The sequence below is a fragment of the Serratia rubidaea genome (genome assembly GCF_016026735.1).
In the GTDB taxonomy this organism is placed as follows: domain Bacteria; phylum Pseudomonadota; class Gammaproteobacteria; order Enterobacterales; family Enterobacteriaceae; genus Serratia_B; species Serratia_B rubidaea.
This window is the reverse complement of record NZ_CP065640.1, coordinates 501,222-515,868: the sequence shown is the minus strand read 5'-3', so window position 1 is coordinate 515,868 and position 14,647 is coordinate 501,222. Positions and strand designations below refer to the sequence as shown.

Genomic DNA, 14,647 nt, shown 5'->3' with positions numbered 1-14,647 from the left:
CTCATTTACTATTAGGGATTGCCGGATTCATGCCGAGTCTGAGAAAATGCCAAACTTGACTGCTTTTTTCATCCGACTTGGAGTAAAACATGTCCTCTCGTAAAGAGCTTGCCAACGCCATCCGCGCCCTCAGCATGGATGCCGTACAAAAAGCAAAATCCGGTCACCCGGGCGCCCCGATGGGTATGGCCGATATCGCCGAAGTCCTGTGGCGCGACTACCTCAGCCACAACCCCACCAACCCGCACTGGGCCGACCGCGACCGCTTCGTCCTCTCCAACGGCCATGGCTCCATGTTGATTTACAGCCTCCTGCATCTCACCGGCTACGACCTGCCGATGCGCGAGCTGGAAAACTTCCGTCAGCTGCACTCCAAAACCCCGGGCCACCCTGAGTACGGCTACACCGCCGGCGTCGAGACCACCACCGGTCCTCTCGGTCAGGGCATCGCCAACGCCGTCGGCTTCGCCATCGCCGAACGCACCCTGGCCGCCCAGTTCAACCGTCCGGGCCATGACATCGTCGACCACAACACCTACGTCTTTATGGGCGACGGCTGCATGATGGAAGGCATCTCCCACGAAGTCTGCTCCCTGGCCGGCACCCTCAAGCTCGGCAAGCTGACCGCCTTCTACGATGACAACGGCATCTCCATCGACGGCCACGTCGACGGCTGGTTCACCGACGACACCGCCAAGCGCTTTGAAGCCTACGGCTGGCACGTGGTGCGCGGCGTGGACGGCCACGACGCCGACGCCATCAAGGCGGCGGTCGAGGAAGCCCGCAAGGTCACCGACAAGCCGTCCCTGCTGATGTGCAAGACCGTTATCGGCTTCGGCTCGCCGAACAAGGCCGGCACCCACGATTCCCACGGCGCGCCGCTGGGCGAGGCCGAAGTGGCCGCCACCCGCGAGCAGCTGGGCTGGCACTACCCGCCGTTTGAAATCCCGCAGGACATCTACGCCCAGTGGGACGCCAAAGAGGCCGGTCAGGCGCGTGAAGCCGCCTGGAACGACAAGTTCGCCGCCTACGCGCAGGCCTTCCCGGAGCTGGCCGCCGAGTTCACCCGCCGCATGAGCGGCGAGCTGCCGGCCGACTGGCAGGCGCAGGCCAAGGCCTACGTCGAGCAGCTGCAGGCCAACCCGGCCAACATCGCCAGCCGCAAGGCGTCGCAGAACGCGCTGGAAGCCTTCGGCAAACTGCTGCCGGAATTCCTCGGCGGCTCCGCCGACCTGGCGCCGAGCAACCTGACCATGTGGTCCGGCTCCAAACCGCTGAACGAAGACCCGGCGGGCAACTACATCCACTACGGCGTGCGCGAGTTCGGCATGACCGCCATCACCAACGGCATCGCGCTGCACGGCGGCTTCCTGCCGTACTCGGCGACCTTCCTGATGTTTGTGGAATACGCGCGTAACGCGGTGCGCATGGCGGCGCTGATGAAGCAGCGCAACGTGTTCGTCTACACCCACGACTCCATCGGTCTGGGCGAAGACGGCCCGACCCACCAGCCGGTGGAGCAGCTGGCCAGCCTGCGCGTCACGCCGAACATGAGCACCTGGCGTCCGTGCGACCAGGTGGAGTCGGCGATTGCCTGGCAGTACGCCATCGAGCGCAACGACGGCCCGACGGCGCTGATTTTCTCGCGTCAGAACCTGGCGCAGCAGCCGCGCAGCGCAGAGCAGCTGGCGAACGTGTATCGCGGCGCCTACGTGCTGCAGGACTGCGACGGCACGCCGGACGTTATCCTGATTGCCACCGGCTCGGAAGTGGAGCTGGCGGTCGAGGCGGCGGGTCAGCTGACCGCAGCGGGCCGCAAGGCGCGCGTGGTGTCGATGCCGTCAACCGACACGTTCGACAAGCAGGATGCGGCCTACCGCGAAGCGGTGCTGCCGGCGGCGGTAACGGCGCGGGTGGCGATTGAAGCGGGCATTGCGGACTACTGGCTGAAGTACACCGGCCTGAACGGCGCGGTGGTGGGCATGACCACCTTCGGCGAGTCGGCGCCGGCAGACCAGCTGTTCAAGGAGTTCGGCTTCACCGTGGAGAACGTGGTGGCGCAGGCGCAGGCGCTGCTGAAGTAACCGGCGGCTAGCGGCCATCATAAACGGCCTTGGCAACCAGGACCAATGCCGGTCAGTGAAAGCTGACCGGCTTTTTTATGCGCGCTTCACGTGCCGGGCTATTACACGCCGTTATGTTTATGTCATGATTGACCGGTGTGACATCCATACGTCTGTAGATGAGGGAACTATGAAAAAAACAGTTGTTGCGCTATCTGCGCTTTTCCTGGCCGCTCCGGTGTTTGCCAACACGGTTACCCATGCATCCGATGAGGCCGTAGCTGAAGCGCATAAAGGTGCTAACACGGCAAAAGAGACGTTGCATCAGGCGCAGAATAAAGGCGAAGCGCTGAGATCTGAGCATGCAGCGGAAGGGAAAAGTGACACCATGAGCCACAAGGTGAGTGAGAAATCTCAGGAAACCTGGCACAAGGCCAAAGAAGGCACAGAAAAGGGGTGGAACAGTACCAAAGAAGGCGCCGAGAAAGGCTGGAATAAGACGAAGGAAGGTACCGGCAAGGCCTGGGACAAGACCAAAGACGTGTCTGAAAAAACCTGGGATAAAACCAAAGAAGGCGCTGAGAAAGGCTGGAATAAAACGAAGGAAGGTACTGGCAAGGCCTGGGATAAAACCAAAGAAGGCGCCGAGAAAGGTTGGGATAAAACCAAGCAGGGCGCTGAAGAGCTGAAGAAAAAAGTGACCGAATAATCATACCGATTCGGAACATTAACAGCCCACGCGATGCGTGGGCTGTCGCGTTTATAGCATCCGCCAGACAAAACCCACTTTCAACATCGTCTGGCGATGAGCGCTGCTGCTGGAAACGGCGGTATTTTTTAACTCAATAAACGGCGCCAGGCTGGGGGTAAGCCGGTAGCTGACTTGCAGTTTTCCTTCCACGTCTTCCCGGTGGCCGCGATACAGCGGCTGATTGCTTTTCTTATATTTAACGCCGTAATTCAGCGTTACCCCGGCTATTTTATCGCCGTTCATTAACTGCCAGATTTGCGTCTGCTTACGTGCTTTTCCCGTGGTTCTTTTTATTTCATAGCGATACATCAGCGACAGCTTTTGATGTTTCGTATAGCGGTAGCTCAATTTCAGCTGCGGCTTATATTTACGGGAGTTGGCTTTTCTGCTCCAGCCCATCTCCGGCGTGACGTCCAGTAATGAATACGGCTGAAATTTCTGCTTCAAATGATATTTTAATTCATCGTGGCCGCCGTGGCGCCATGCGGCGCTCCCTGATTCCCGGGCCGCGCGTTTATATTCCAGACCGGCGCCGAAGCCGCCGGAAAAGCCATGGCTGATGCCCAGGCTCTCCTTATGGATCTTATCGACATCGGCAACCTCATGGTAATACTTCAGTTCCAGCGCATAAGCGTGGTGGACCGCACCGCTCAAGCACAGCAGCAGCGAAATAAGATATTTCATGATGGATGAGCTCCGCGCCGCGGTATTGCGGCGAAGCGGCCCGCAGGGAAAGGGTTCCGCTGCGGGCGTTTAGTCAGCGGTGATTACCACTCAGAGTGCCAGCCGATGTCCGGCAGCGCGTCTGAATCGATAGCCTTATGCATATGTTCCAGGCTGGAGGACAGCGGGCAGAGCGTACCCACGTCGGTGGTGCGGCACCCCGGGGCGCGGTATTCGGTTTTCAGCAGCGGATGCTTTGGCCCCGGCGGCGTCAGATTGCGGAGCTGATCCAGGCTCTGGGACTGGAACAGAATACGGATATAGCGCTGCCCGCTGTCGTTGTCGCGCCAGCGTTCGAATACCAGGCTGCCAGCCGGCGGAATATTGCCCTGAGGGTAGTTTCCCTGCTGCCAGTTAAAGCCCAGCAGAGTCCGCAGAAACGCAATATTGGTGTCATGGGCCACAATCAGCAGCCAGCGCGCTTCAGGCGGCCCTTTCGGGTCACGTTTGCCGGGCTGTAGCGCCAGCGCGATCTGGTTGAGCAGCACCGAGCCGCCGCGCCGGGCTACCAGCGGAATATCATTGGTCAGGCTGTACCGCAGGGTGAGCAGCGGCATCAGGGCGGCGACCTCAGTGGCGTTGCGGGCATGTCCAAAAGCGACCTGCTCCGGCGGTAGATTTTCGCTCCAGGCCAGGCGAATAGTCTCGGCCATATTCGACAGGACATTCAGCCCCTGAATCGCGACCTTGCCGTTGGCGCTGACCTGCGGCGTCCAGGGCTCATCGAATACCGGACAGTGGTCTGCGGCGCAGACCGCCTGCTTCAGGCGGGCGATATCACCGGCATAGCGCTGTTTTAACCGCTCGGGAGAGCCCTTCATCGCCTGGTCGATAGCGGCCTTGGCCTGCTGCGGATCCAGCGTGACCAATCCCATTTTCAGCGCGTGGAACAGCGGGTCGTGCTCGCCTTTCAGACCGTGAATCGCGACACCGCAGCCGGGGAACGCGCCGTCGGTCAATGCTCTGGCGGTAGCGCGGGTACGTTGCAGCGGGCTGGCCCAGACATAGAGATCGCCCGGAGCGGGGCATCCCGCCGGCAACAGGCCGTGCTGGCGCCAGTTCTCCGCTTCGGCCTGGCCTTTCAGCAGAGCGGCGGCATAGCCGTGACCGGTGAGCTCGCCGTCCCGGTTGTACCAGACCGGCCAGGCGCGCCCGCTCCCGGCCTCCATGGCGCTGCGGTTGCCCGCCGTTGGGGGACGAACTCCGTGGCGGCTGACTTCCACGACTTTTTCCAGCGTCCAAGAGGAGGCGGCCAGCGCGCTGTTGATGGAAATGGCAGTAAAGAACAGCCCCGCCAGTAATTTACGTAATCTAAACATGTTGTTGTCCTTATTGATTAGAAGTCGACCTGAATCAGTCGCTGACGGAGTGCCTGAGACTGTTGCGTCGGATAACAATAGCGGCGGTGATACAGGACATTGATAACGTCGCGCTATTTCGGTGGCGATTTCCGTGGGCAATTCTGTGGCCGTATGTCGTTTTCTTAGTATTGCACACGTGTGCAGATAGGGGTAAAAAAAATGCCCGACCGGCGGAAGGCAGTATGGGCATATTTCCGACCCGGTTCTGTGATCCTTGCCAAATAAAATAAATATTCTTTTCTTTGTGTAAATAAAATAATAATTCCGATTTACAGCGGGTAATCAACCGAACGGGAATTGCCTTCTTAACCGACGGGTGTCGATCGTCGCCCATACTCCGGATAAGCAGTGATACGGCTTCAGAGGCCGGTTGTTCCACATTCTGGCACTGGGGAGCAACGGCTGGGCGGCATATCCGGCTGCGGAGGGGGAAGTCGGCGTAACGGGGTATCAATATCATGACGCTTATGATTTCCAGGACTGAAAACCGAAAAACTGTTGTCATCGAATAAAGCTGTTCTATCTGACGGGCCGGAGCCGTTGCAGATATTCCGCCAGCTGTCGTCAAACTCCGATGGGGTGGTGCGTCGCTAGTCTGAAGGCGCCGTTGCGGCGCCTTTTTTATGCTGTGGCAGGGCCGATCAGGCTTTGGATGGCTCCAGTTGGGTCAGCTTCTGCACGTTCAGGCTGGCCAGTTTGCCGTCCAGCACCGCCAGGAAGTCATCGTGATAGCTCATCGCCACGTGCTCTTTCAGCGCCTGTTCGGAGACCCAGCGCTCAATAAACACGAAAGAGGTCTGGCCCTGATTCTGCAGATCGCGCACGTCGGGGATTTCGCGTGTTTCATGCAGGTCGTACTGCAGGCAGCCCGGCTCATTATGAGTTTGCGGCACCATGTTTCTGGCTGCCGTTCTGACAGCATCAACATATTCTGGTCGCGGGGTCAGGGTAGCGACGATCTTAACTTCACTCATTATTAGCTCCTTGTAGATGCCCGTAAATGTAAGGCGCGTGGGAAAAGACAGAGGAAAAACGGATCGGCGGCAGGCTGTTGCTAGTGGGCAAAAGTGTGCGCTAGATCATTTTATTACCGCAAAATGTCCGCGAGTTGCCGGACAAGGTGTCGGATCTGTTCCTTTTCAAAAAACTTTGGTTTATGCTCGGCTGAAGCGTTTCAGTTGGTGTGAACGGCCGCTGAAAATAACGCAGTGAGCGGTTATTTTTACGCATTCAGTTGGTGAATAATATTACTCGGTGATTCACAGCAGGCGGTTCGCTAAAGTATTCTATATAGATTAGCAGGATAACTCGTCAGCGCCACCCGCAATCCGGCGAATAAGTCTGGAAGGGTGGGCCATTTAGCAGGAACAAGCATGACCATCCGCATAGCGATAAACGGCTTTGGCCGCATTGGCCGCAGCGTTTTACGCGCACTGTATGAATCAGGGCGACGCGCCGAAATTTCCGTGGTGGCAATCAATGAGCTGGCGCATGCCGAAGGGATGGCTCACCTGCTGAAGTACGACTCCAGTCACGGGCGCTTTGCCTGGGACGTGCGGCAGGAGTGCGACGTGCTGACGGTGGGCGACGACGCGATTCGCCTGCTGCATCAGCCGGCGCTGGAGCAGCTGCCGTGGGGCGAGCTGGGCGTGGACGTGGTGCTGGACTGCAGCGGCGTGTACGGCAGCCGTCAGGACGGCGAGGCCCATCTGGCGGCCGGCGCGAAGAAGGTGCTGTTCGCCCATCCCGGCGGCAACGATCTGGACGCCACCGTGGTATTCGGCGTCAATCATCAGACGCTGCGGGCGGAACATCGCATCGTTTCCAATGCTTCCTGCACCACCAACTGCATTATTCCGGTGATCAAGCTGCTGGACGATGCCTACAGCATCGAATCCGGTACGGTCACCACCATTCACTCGTCGATGAACGATCAGCCGGTGATCGACGCCTATCATACGGATCTGCGCCGGACGCGTGCGGCGAGCCAGTCGATCATTCCGGTCGATACCAAACTGGCCGCCGGCATCACCCGCATTTTTCCGCAGTTCTGCGATCGCTTTGAAGCGATCTCGGTGCGGGTGCCGACCATTAATGTGACGGCTATCGATCTGAGCGTCAGCGTGAGTTCACAGGTGAAGGTGACAGAGGTCAACCAGCTGCTGCAAAAGGCCGCACGGGGATCATTTCGTGGTATAGTTGACTATACGGAACTACCATTAGTCTCGATTGATTTTAACCATGACCCGCACAGCGCCATCGTCGACGGCACGCAGACGCGGGTCAGCGGACAGCACCTGATCAAGACCCTGGTCTGGTGCGATAACGAATGGGGCTTTGCCAACCGGATGTTGGATACCACCCGGGCAATGGCCGCAAGCGGTTTCTAGTACGGCGGCGCCGTTGGGGCGCGGCCGTGTAAACCCGCAGGATTCCAGGCGACAGGTCTGAAAGAGGCGGGGATAGGCAACTTTTAAGAGAATCAACCAAGAGGGTTCACCATGTCTGTAATTAAGATGTCCGATCTGGATCTGGCAGGAAAACGCGTTCTTATCCGTTCTGACCTGAACGTACCAGTGAAAGACGGTAAAGTGACTTCCGACGCGCGTATCCGCGCTTCCCTGCCGACGATCGAAGCTGCGCTGAAGCAGGGCGCGCGCGTGATGGTAACGTCCCACCTGGGCCGTCCTACCGAAGGCGAGTACAACGAAGAATTCTCTCTGCTGCCTGTTGTCAACTACCTGAAAGATCATCTGAGCAACCCGGTACGTCTGGCGAAAGACTACCTGGACGGCGTTGACGTTGCCGAAGGTGAGCTGGTAGTGCTGGAGAACGTGCGCTTTAACAAAGGCGAGAAAAAGGACGACGAAACCCTGTCTAAAAAATATGCGGCGCTGTGCGACGTGTATGTGATGGACGCCTTCGGCACCGCGCACCGCGCGCAGGCCTCCACCCACGGCGTGGGCAAGTTCGCGCCGGTCGCCTGTGCCGGCCCGCTGCTGTCCGCCGAGCTGGAAGCGCTGGGCAAGGCGCTGGGCAACCCGGCCCGTCCGATGGTCGCCATCGTCGGCGGCTCCAAGGTTTCCACCAAACTGACCGTGCTGGACTCCCTGTCTAAAATCGCCGATCAGCTGATCGTCGGCGGCGGCATTGCCAACACCTTCGTGGCGGCGCAGGGCAACAACGTCGGCCAGTCTCTGTATGAGCCGGATTTGATCGACAACGCCAAGAAACTGCTGGAAACCTGCGACATCCCGGTGCCAACCGACGTGCGCGTGGCCACCGAGTTCTCTGAAACCGCGACGGCGACGGTCAAGCAGGCCAATGAAATTCAAGACAACGAGCAAATTCTGGATATGGGCGACGTTTCAGCCGAGCGTCTGGCCGTTATCCTGAAGAACGCCAAAACCATTCTGTGGAATGGCCCGGTTGGCGTGTTCGAGTTCCCTAACTTCCGTAAGGGGACCGAAATCGTGGCGCGCGCCATTGCAGACAGCGATGCATTCTCCATCGCTGGCGGCGGCGACACCCTGGCGGCGATTGACCTGTTTGATATTGCCGACAAAATTTCCTACATCTCCACCGGCGGCGGTGCGTTCCTGGAATTTGTTGAAGGGAAACAGCTGCCAGCGGTAGTGATGCTGGAAGAGCGAGCTAAGCAGTAATTCTGACAACGGGGGGCGCAAGCCGCCCGTTTGTTTTATTCCGCGCCGGTTGCGGCTCGGAGTAGCAACGATTTACATCCATCTACCTGATGACTCTTGTCCGGACGCCCGGCGTGCGGACGGGGAAAGAAGGTACAACGGCAGACGAAACGGGACAAAGTAACATGTCTAAAATTTTTGATTTCGTAAAACCGGGTGTCATCACTGGCGATGACGTTCAGAAAGTCTTTGCAGTTGCTAAAGAGAACAACTTTGCGCTGCCGGCGGTAAACTGCGTCGGCTCCGATTCCATCAACGCAGTACTGGAAGCCGCGGCTAAAGTACGTGCACCGGTGATCGTGCAGTTCTCCAACGGCGGCGCCGCGTTTATCGCCGGCAAGGGCCTGAAGACTGACGTTCCTCAGGGCGCAGCGATTCTGGGCGCAATCTCTGGTGCTTACCATGTGCATCAGATGGCTGAACATTACGGCGTGCCGGTTATCCTGCATACCGACCACTGCGCGAAGAAACTGCTGCCATGGATCGATGGCCTGCTGGACGCCGGTGAAAAACACTTTGCCGCCACCGGCAAACCGCTGTTCTCTTCCCATATGATCGACCTGTCTGAAGAGTCGCTGGAAGAAAACATCGAGATCTGCTCCAAATATCTGGCGCGCATGGCCAAAATCGGCATGACCCTGGAAATTGAACTGGGCTGCACCGGCGGTGAAGAAGACGGCGTGGACAACAGCCATATGGACGCCTCTGCGCTGTACACCCAGCCGGAAGACGTGGCTTACGCGTACGAAAAACTGCACGCCATCAGCCCGCGCTTCACCATCGCCGCTTCGTTCGGCAACGTACACGGCGTGTACAAGCCGGGCAACGTCAAGCTGACGCCAACCATCCTGCGTGATTCTCAGAAATTCGTTTCCGAGAAATTCAACCTGCCGCACAACAGCCTGGACTTCGTGTTCCACGGCGGCTCCGGCTCCAGCGACGCAGAGATCAAAGAGTCCGTCAGCTACGGCGTGATCAAGATGAACATCGATACCGATACCCAATGGGCGACCTGGGACGGCATCCTGCAGTACTACAAAGAAAACGAAGCTTATCTGCAAAGCCAGCTGGGTAACCCGAAAGGCGCCGATCAGCCGAACAAGAAATACTACGACCCACGTGTCTGGCTGCGCGCTGCACAGTCAAGCATGGTGACGCGTCTGGAACAGGCCTTCAAGGATCTGAACGCGATCGACGTTCTGTAATCCCCCCGGCCGGTGCGGCGCGCCGCACCCGTTGCCTGATGCTGAAAAGGCTCCCCTGGCGGGAGCCTTTATTTTTGGGGCCTATCCGATATTTTTGCCTCGCTTTTGCTGGCAGAGTTGGCAACGCGCGCCATTGTTGGTTACCCTTACCCGGTGGTTTCCGCATCGGTTAATGCGATGTATTTTTGCGATTTCTCCCGCTGGGAGCTTGTTTAATTAGGACGTTAGAATGGAAGATCTCAACGTAGTAAACGGTATTAATAATGCCAGCAGCTGGCTGGTAAAAAATCAGGATCTGCTGATTCAGTATGCGGTGAATATCGTTGCTGCTATCGCGATTCTGATTGTAGGTATGATCGTTGCCCGCGTGGTCAGCAATGCGCTGAACCGGGTGATGAAACTGCGCGGTATTGACGCCACGGTGTCCGACTTCCTGTCGGCGATGGCGCGTTACGCCATCCTGGCCTTCACCTTTATCGCGGTGCTGGGGCGCGTCGGCGTGCAGACCACTTCGGTGATCGCCGTACTGGGTGCCGCCGGTTTGGCGGTAGGTCTGGCGCTGCAGGGCTCGCTGTCCAACTTTGCCGCCGGCGTGCTGCTGGTGGCGTTCCGTCCGCTGCGCGCCGGTGAGTACGTCGACCTTGGCGGCATTGCCGGCACCGTCGATCAGGTGCAGATTTTCTCCACCACGCTGCGTACGCCGGATAATAAAACCATCGTAGTGCCGAACGGTAAAATCATCGCCGGCAACATCACCAACTACTCGCGCGAGCCGAACCGCCGAGTGGATATCGTCGTGGGCGTCGCCTATAACGCCGATATCGACGTGGTGAAAAAGGTGCTGGGCGACGTGATCGCCGCCGACAAGCGCATCATGCACGATAAAGGCGTGACCGTTCGTCTGACCGAAATGGCGCCGTCTTCCCTGAACTTCGTCACCCGTTCCTGGACCACCAACGCGCAGTACTGGGACGTGTATTTCGATCTGATGGAAAACTTCAAGCGCGCGCTGGATGCCAACAATATCGGCATTCCGTTCCCGCAGATGGACGTTCATCTGTATCGTACCGAAGGCGCTTCCGCCAAAGCGGAATAACGCCGCCAGGGGCCGTCAGGCCCCTTTTTTTATCCTCTCGCCCGGTCATTAATCTTGTTAATACCTAATTAGAATTATCAATTTCACCTAATAATGACTTCTTCGTATGATGCGCCCGGTTAATCGACGTATCGGATGAGGACTTGTCATGCTTGCCGTTTTTCTCCAGGGCTTCGCCCTGAGCGCCGCGATGATTTTGCCGTTGGGGCCGCAGAATGTGTTTGTGATGAATCAGGGAATTCGCCGCCAGTATCACCTGTTGGTGGCGTCGCTGTGCGCGCTCAGCGATATCGTACTGATCTGCGCCGGTATTTTCGGCGGCAGCGCGCTGCTGCATCGTTCGTCGCTATTACTGATGTTGGTGACCTGGGGCGGCGTCGCCTTCCTGTTATGGTACGGCTGGGGCGCGTTCCGCACCGCCTTTAGCCGCCATATCGACCCGGTCAGCGTGGCGGAGCTGGCGCAGAGCCGCTGGCGCATCGTGGTGAGCATGCTGGCGGTCACCTGGCTGAATCCGCACGTCTATCTGGATACCTTTGTGGTGCTGGGCAGTCTGGGCAGCCAGTTTGCGCCGGAGGTGCGCGCCTGGTTCGCCTTCGGCGCGGTCAGCGCCTCCGCCGCCTGGTTCTTCGCGCTGGCGCTGCTGGCGGCCTGGCTGTCGCCGTACCTGAAAACGCAGCTGGCGCAACGAACCATCAATATTCTGGTGGGGCTGGTGATGTGGGCCATCGCCGCGCAGCTGGCCTGGCACGGCATGCAATAACGCCGCCGCCGGGGGCTGGATCATAATTTGGCACTAATCTGAATCAAAAAAACCGGACGATATGCTAGGGTTGATGGCAAGGATCTGATTGTTGATGCCGGACGACGGCCGCGTAAATGAAGGTAAATTGCCTTTCGCCGCGGTGAAAGATCGGCATGAATAAGCAGGAATCAGAACAGCCTGTCATTTAAGGAGACACTGTGAAGCTAAAAGCATTGGCTATGGCCGCAATGGTTGGATTAGGAACGTTACCGATGGCGCTGCAGGCGGCGGAAGTGCCGGAAGGGCCGCACGTGGTGACCTCCGGGACGGCCAGCGTCGACGCCACCCCGGATATCGCCACCCTGGCGATTGAAGTCAGCGTATCCTCCAAGGATGCGTCGCAGGCGAAAAAACAGGTTGATGAGCGCGTTGCGCAGTATTTCGATTTCCTGCAGAAAAACGGCATTGAGAAAAAAGACATCAGCGCCGCCAACCTGCGCACGCAGCCGGAATACGATTACCTGAAGAGCGGCGAATCGGTGCTGAAAGGCTATCGCGCCGTGCGTCAGGTGCAGGTGACGCTGCGCAAGCTGGATAAACTGAACGAGCTGCTGGACGGCGCGCTGAAGTCCGGCCTGAATGAGATCCGTGCGGTGGAACTGGGGGTTGCGAATCCGGACGAGTACCGGCAGAAGGCTCGCCAGCAGGCGATTGAGAACGCCACCCAGCAGGCGGCGTCGCTGGCCCAGGGCTTTAAGGCCAAGCTGGGGCCGGTGTACAGCATCCGCTACCACGTCGCCAACTATCAGCCGATGCCGGTTGCCCGGATGTATAAGGCCGCCAGCGCCGCGCCGGAAACCAGCGCCGCGCAGACCTATGAGCAGCAGAGCATCCATTTTGACGATCAGGTTGACGTGGTGTTTGAACTGCAGCGCGGCGGCGCGCAGTAAGCCGCAGACAGTACAGCAGGGCGCCGGTAACGGCGCCTTTTTTAATCCTGGCGCAGCACCTGGCGGCCGTGCTCCAGCAGGGCGTCGGTCACTTTGCGCATCATGCGGCTTTCCGGCGCGAAGCGGTGCCAGAACAGCATCCGGCGCTGGAACAGCCCCGGGGTCAAATCGATCAGTTCGCCGGACGCCAGCTCCTTCTCGATCTGCAGGTGCGGGATCATACAACAGGTGGTGCCCTGACGCGCCAGCTGCACAAAGGCCTCCGACGAGTTAACGATATGGCAGGGCACGCTGCCCGGCGAGAGATCGAAGTTTTGCTGCAGGAAGGCCTGATGCATGTCGTCCAGATGATCGAAGGCGACGGCCGGCGCTTTCAGCAGCGCCGAGCGGGTGACGCCGTTCGGGAAGTAGCGCTCGGCAAAATCCGGCGAGGCGACGAACAGATAGTCCAGCGCGCCCAGTTGATCGACCAGACAGCTGGGCAGCGGCTGCGGCTGAATACTGACCGCGCCGACCACTTCGCCGCGGCGCAGGCGCTCCTGGGTGCGGGTTTCATCTTCCACCTGCAGGTTCAGACGGATCGGCGAGTCGGCCAGCACCGGTTTTAACGCCGGCAGCAGCCAGGTCGCCAGACTGTCGGCGTTGACCGCCAGCGACAGCAGCAGCGGCGTATCGACGCCGGTATCGTTGCCCAGCCACTCCTCTTCCAGCAGTTCCACCTGGTGCAGCAGCGCCAGCAGTTTCTGCCCCTGCTCGGTGGGGCGCGGCGGCACGGTGCGGACCAACAGCGGCTGGCCAAACAGGTTTTCCAGCTGTTTGATGCGTTGAGATACCGCCGATTGGGTGATGCAAAGTTTTTGTGCCGCGCGTTCGAAGCCGCGTTCACGGATCACCGCGTCCAGCGCTTGTAGCGTTCTGTAGTCTGGGCGTTTCATCGGAGAGATATCCCTTAATGTTAATGGTTTCTGGCACTATACCTTAAATAGCGCCGCTTGCATCACCGAGCAGGCGTGACGTCAGGCGTGCACGGGCCACAATTTGCGATCCATACCTGCATGCAGCGGAGCGATTTACCCTATAATACGCATACGTTTTCGTATATAGGCAATGGAAAATAGCATGACGCAGGATGAACTGAAAAAAGCGGTAGGCTGGGCGGCGCTGGAATACGTGAAGCCGGGCACCATCGTCGGCGTGGGCACCGGGTCGACCGCCGCTCACTTTATTGACGCGCTGGGGTCTATCAAGGATCAAATTGAGGGTGCGGTGTCCAGCTCCGACGCCTCCACCGCCAAGCTGAAAAGCCTCGGCATTCACGTATTCGACAGCAACGAAGTGGATTCGCTGGATATCTACGTCGACGGCGCGGACGAAATTAACGGCCATATGCAGATGATCAAGGGCGGCGGCGCAGCGCTGACGCGGGAAAAAATCATCGCCGCCATCGCCCGCAAGTTTATCTGCATTGTGGATGCCTCCAAGCAGGTGGACGTGCTGGGCAAGTTTCCGCTGCCGGTCGAAGTGATCCCGATGGCGCGCTCCTACGTGGCGCGCGAGCTGGTGAAATTGGGCGGCCTGCCGGAGTATCGTCAGAACGTGGTCACCGACAACGGCAACGTGATCCTCGACGTGCACAACCTGAGCATCACCGATGCGGTGGCGTTGGAGAACAAAATTAACGGCATCGCCGGCGTGGTTACCGTCGGGCTGTTCGCCAACCGCGGCGCCGATGTGGCGCTGGTCGGCACCGCAGACGGCGTCAAAGTGGTCGAATAACCTGCGGCCGCAGATGCGGGCTGCGTCGTCCGGCGCGGCCCGTTGCCGGCATAATTCTCAGCAGAAAACATCTTTTCTTTAATTCGCCAAATTTGGTGACATATATCACATTTTTGTCATAACCTCGGCTAAGCTGCTGCCAAATTCTGCCTGCATGGCATTTTCAACCAGAATCCGCTGCCTGAACTGCCCCTTGCGCCACGGGCTGAGCAATCGTTTGTATTGCCGCCCGCGTTATTTTTGCTATGTTGGTGGTCGAGCTGTTTTATCTCT

13 protein-coding genes are annotated in these 14,647 nt (G+C 58.7%); 9 read left to right on the top strand and 4 right to left on the bottom strand.

The annotated features are described in order from the left end of the window. Window positions 1-89 precede the first annotated feature (89 nt). Complete coding sequence (gene tkt, locus I6G83_RS02360; RefSeq protein ID WP_128143749.1) at window positions 90-2,084, top strand: transketolase; 1,995 nt, start codon at window positions 90-92, stop codon at window positions 2,082-2,084. A gap of 169 nt (window positions 2,085-2,253) precedes the next feature. Further along, window positions 2,254-2,772 carry a hypothetical protein gene (locus tag I6G83_RS02355; RefSeq protein WP_054306497.1) on the top strand — a complete coding sequence of 173 codons (519 nt, stop codon included), beginning with the start codon at window positions 2,254-2,256 and terminating at the stop codon, window positions 2,770-2,772. Window positions 2,773-2,823: 51 nt separating this feature from the next. Here the strand turns inward: I6G83_RS02355 and I6G83_RS02350 are convergent, their stop codons facing one another. From I6G83_RS02350 to I6G83_RS02340, 3 genes are all read right to left on the bottom strand, one after another. Beyond that, a complete protein-coding gene (locus I6G83_RS02350) occupies window positions 2,824-3,498 on the bottom strand; it encodes an oligogalacturonate-specific porin KdgM family protein (RefSeq protein ID WP_054306496.1) in 675 nt (224 codons plus the stop codon). A gap of 83 nt (window positions 3,499-3,581) precedes the next feature. Next, on the bottom strand, window positions 3,582-4,856 hold the full coding sequence (locus tag I6G83_RS02345) for a histidine-type phosphatase (RefSeq protein ID WP_054306495.1): 1,275 nt from the start codon (window positions 4,854-4,856) through the stop codon (window positions 3,582-3,584). 683 nt (window positions 4,857-5,539) lie between these two features. Next, window positions 5,540-5,872 carry a putative quinol monooxygenase gene (locus I6G83_RS02340; protein ID WP_015673696.1) on the bottom strand — a complete coding sequence of 111 codons (333 nt, stop codon included), beginning with the start codon at window positions 5,870-5,872 and terminating at the stop codon, window positions 5,540-5,542. Window positions 5,873-6,271: 399 nt separating this feature from the next. On the opposite strand from I6G83_RS02340, the gene epd reads away from it, so the two are divergent. The 6 genes from epd (at window position 6,272) to I6G83_RS02310 (ending at window position 12,598) form a co-directional block, all read left to right on the top strand. Continuing rightward, window positions 6,272-7,288, top strand: coding sequence for an erythrose-4-phosphate dehydrogenase (gene epd, locus I6G83_RS02335; protein ID WP_054306494.1), 1,017 nt, complete (start codon window positions 6,272-6,274; stop codon window positions 7,286-7,288). Window positions 7,289-7,399: 111 nt separating this feature from the next. Next, window positions 7,400-8,563 carry a phosphoglycerate kinase gene (gene pgk, locus I6G83_RS02330; protein ID WP_015673694.1) on the top strand — a complete coding sequence of 388 codons (1,164 nt, stop codon included), beginning with the start codon at window positions 7,400-7,402 and terminating at the stop codon, window positions 8,561-8,563. Between the two features lie 164 nt (window positions 8,564-8,727). After that, on the top strand, window positions 8,728-9,807 hold the full coding sequence (fbaA, locus tag I6G83_RS02325) for a class II fructose-bisphosphate aldolase (protein ID WP_015673693.1): 1,080 nt from the start codon (window positions 8,728-8,730) through the stop codon (window positions 9,805-9,807). Between the two features lie 229 nt (window positions 9,808-10,036). Beyond that, a complete protein-coding gene (gene mscS, locus I6G83_RS02320; protein ID WP_054306493.1) occupies window positions 10,037-10,903 on the top strand; it encodes a small-conductance mechanosensitive channel MscS in 867 nt (288 codons plus the stop codon). A gap of 148 nt (window positions 10,904-11,051) precedes the next feature. Next, a complete protein-coding gene (gene argO, locus I6G83_RS02315; protein ID WP_054306492.1) occupies window positions 11,052-11,666 on the top strand; it encodes an arginine exporter ArgO in 615 nt (204 codons plus the stop codon). Between the two features lie 200 nt (window positions 11,667-11,866). Then, window positions 11,867-12,598 (top strand): oxidative stress defense protein, encoded by a 732-nt coding sequence (locus I6G83_RS02310; protein WP_015673690.1) that lies wholly within the window; start codon window positions 11,867-11,869, stop codon window positions 12,596-12,598. A gap of 41 nt (window positions 12,599-12,639) precedes the next feature. Here I6G83_RS02310 and I6G83_RS02305 read toward each other — a convergent pair whose 3' ends face one another. Beyond that, entirely contained in the window at window positions 12,640-13,533 is an 894-nt protein-coding gene (locus I6G83_RS02305) for a LysR family transcriptional regulator ArgP (protein WP_054306491.1), read from the bottom strand. Between the two features lie 184 nt (window positions 13,534-13,717). Here I6G83_RS02305 and rpiA point away from each other — a divergent pair, with 184 nt between their 5' ends. Continuing rightward, window positions 13,718-14,374: a ribose-5-phosphate isomerase RpiA gene (gene rpiA / locus I6G83_RS02300; protein ID WP_015673688.1), complete on the top strand. Its 657-nt coding sequence runs from the start codon at window positions 13,718-13,720 to the stop codon at window positions 14,372-14,374. Window positions 14,375-14,647: the final 273 nt, after the last annotated feature.

What these genes read in the sequence shown, in the direction of transcription:
- tkt (WP_128143749.1), top strand. Translation starts at nt 90, where the DNA reads ATGTCCTCTCGTAAAGAGCTTGCCAACGCCATCCGCGCCCTCAGCATG.
- I6G83_RS02355 (WP_054306497.1), top strand. Translation starts at nt 2,254, where the DNA reads ATGAAAAAAACAGTTGTTGCGCTATCTGCGCTTTTCCTGGCCGCTCCG.
- I6G83_RS02350 (WP_054306496.1), bottom strand. Translation starts at nt 3,498, where the DNA reads ATGAAATATCTTATTTCGCTGCTGCTGTGCTTGAGCGGTGCGGTCCAC.
- I6G83_RS02345 (WP_054306495.1), bottom strand. Translation starts at nt 4,856, where the DNA reads ATGTTTAGATTACGTAAATTACTGGCGGGGCTGTTCTTTACTGCCATT.
- I6G83_RS02340 (WP_015673696.1), bottom strand. Translation starts at nt 5,872, where the DNA reads ATGAGTGAAGTTAAGATCGTCGCTACCCTGACCCCGCGACCAGAATAT.
- epd (WP_054306494.1), top strand. Translation starts at nt 6,272, where the DNA reads ATGACCATCCGCATAGCGATAAACGGCTTTGGCCGCATTGGCCGCAGC.
- pgk (WP_015673694.1), top strand. Translation starts at nt 7,400, where the DNA reads ATGTCTGTAATTAAGATGTCCGATCTGGATCTGGCAGGAAAACGCGTT.
- fbaA (WP_015673693.1), top strand. Translation starts at nt 8,728, where the DNA reads ATGTCTAAAATTTTTGATTTCGTAAAACCGGGTGTCATCACTGGCGAT.
- mscS (WP_054306493.1), top strand. Translation starts at nt 10,037, where the DNA reads ATGGAAGATCTCAACGTAGTAAACGGTATTAATAATGCCAGCAGCTGG.
- argO (WP_054306492.1), top strand. Translation starts at nt 11,052, where the DNA reads ATGCTTGCCGTTTTTCTCCAGGGCTTCGCCCTGAGCGCCGCGATGATT.
- I6G83_RS02305 (WP_054306491.1), bottom strand. Translation starts at nt 13,533, where the DNA reads ATGAAACGCCCAGACTACAGAACGCTACAAGCGCTGGACGCGGTGATC.
- rpiA (WP_015673688.1), top strand. Translation starts at nt 13,718, where the DNA reads ATGACGCAGGATGAACTGAAAAAAGCGGTAGGCTGGGCGGCGCTGGAA.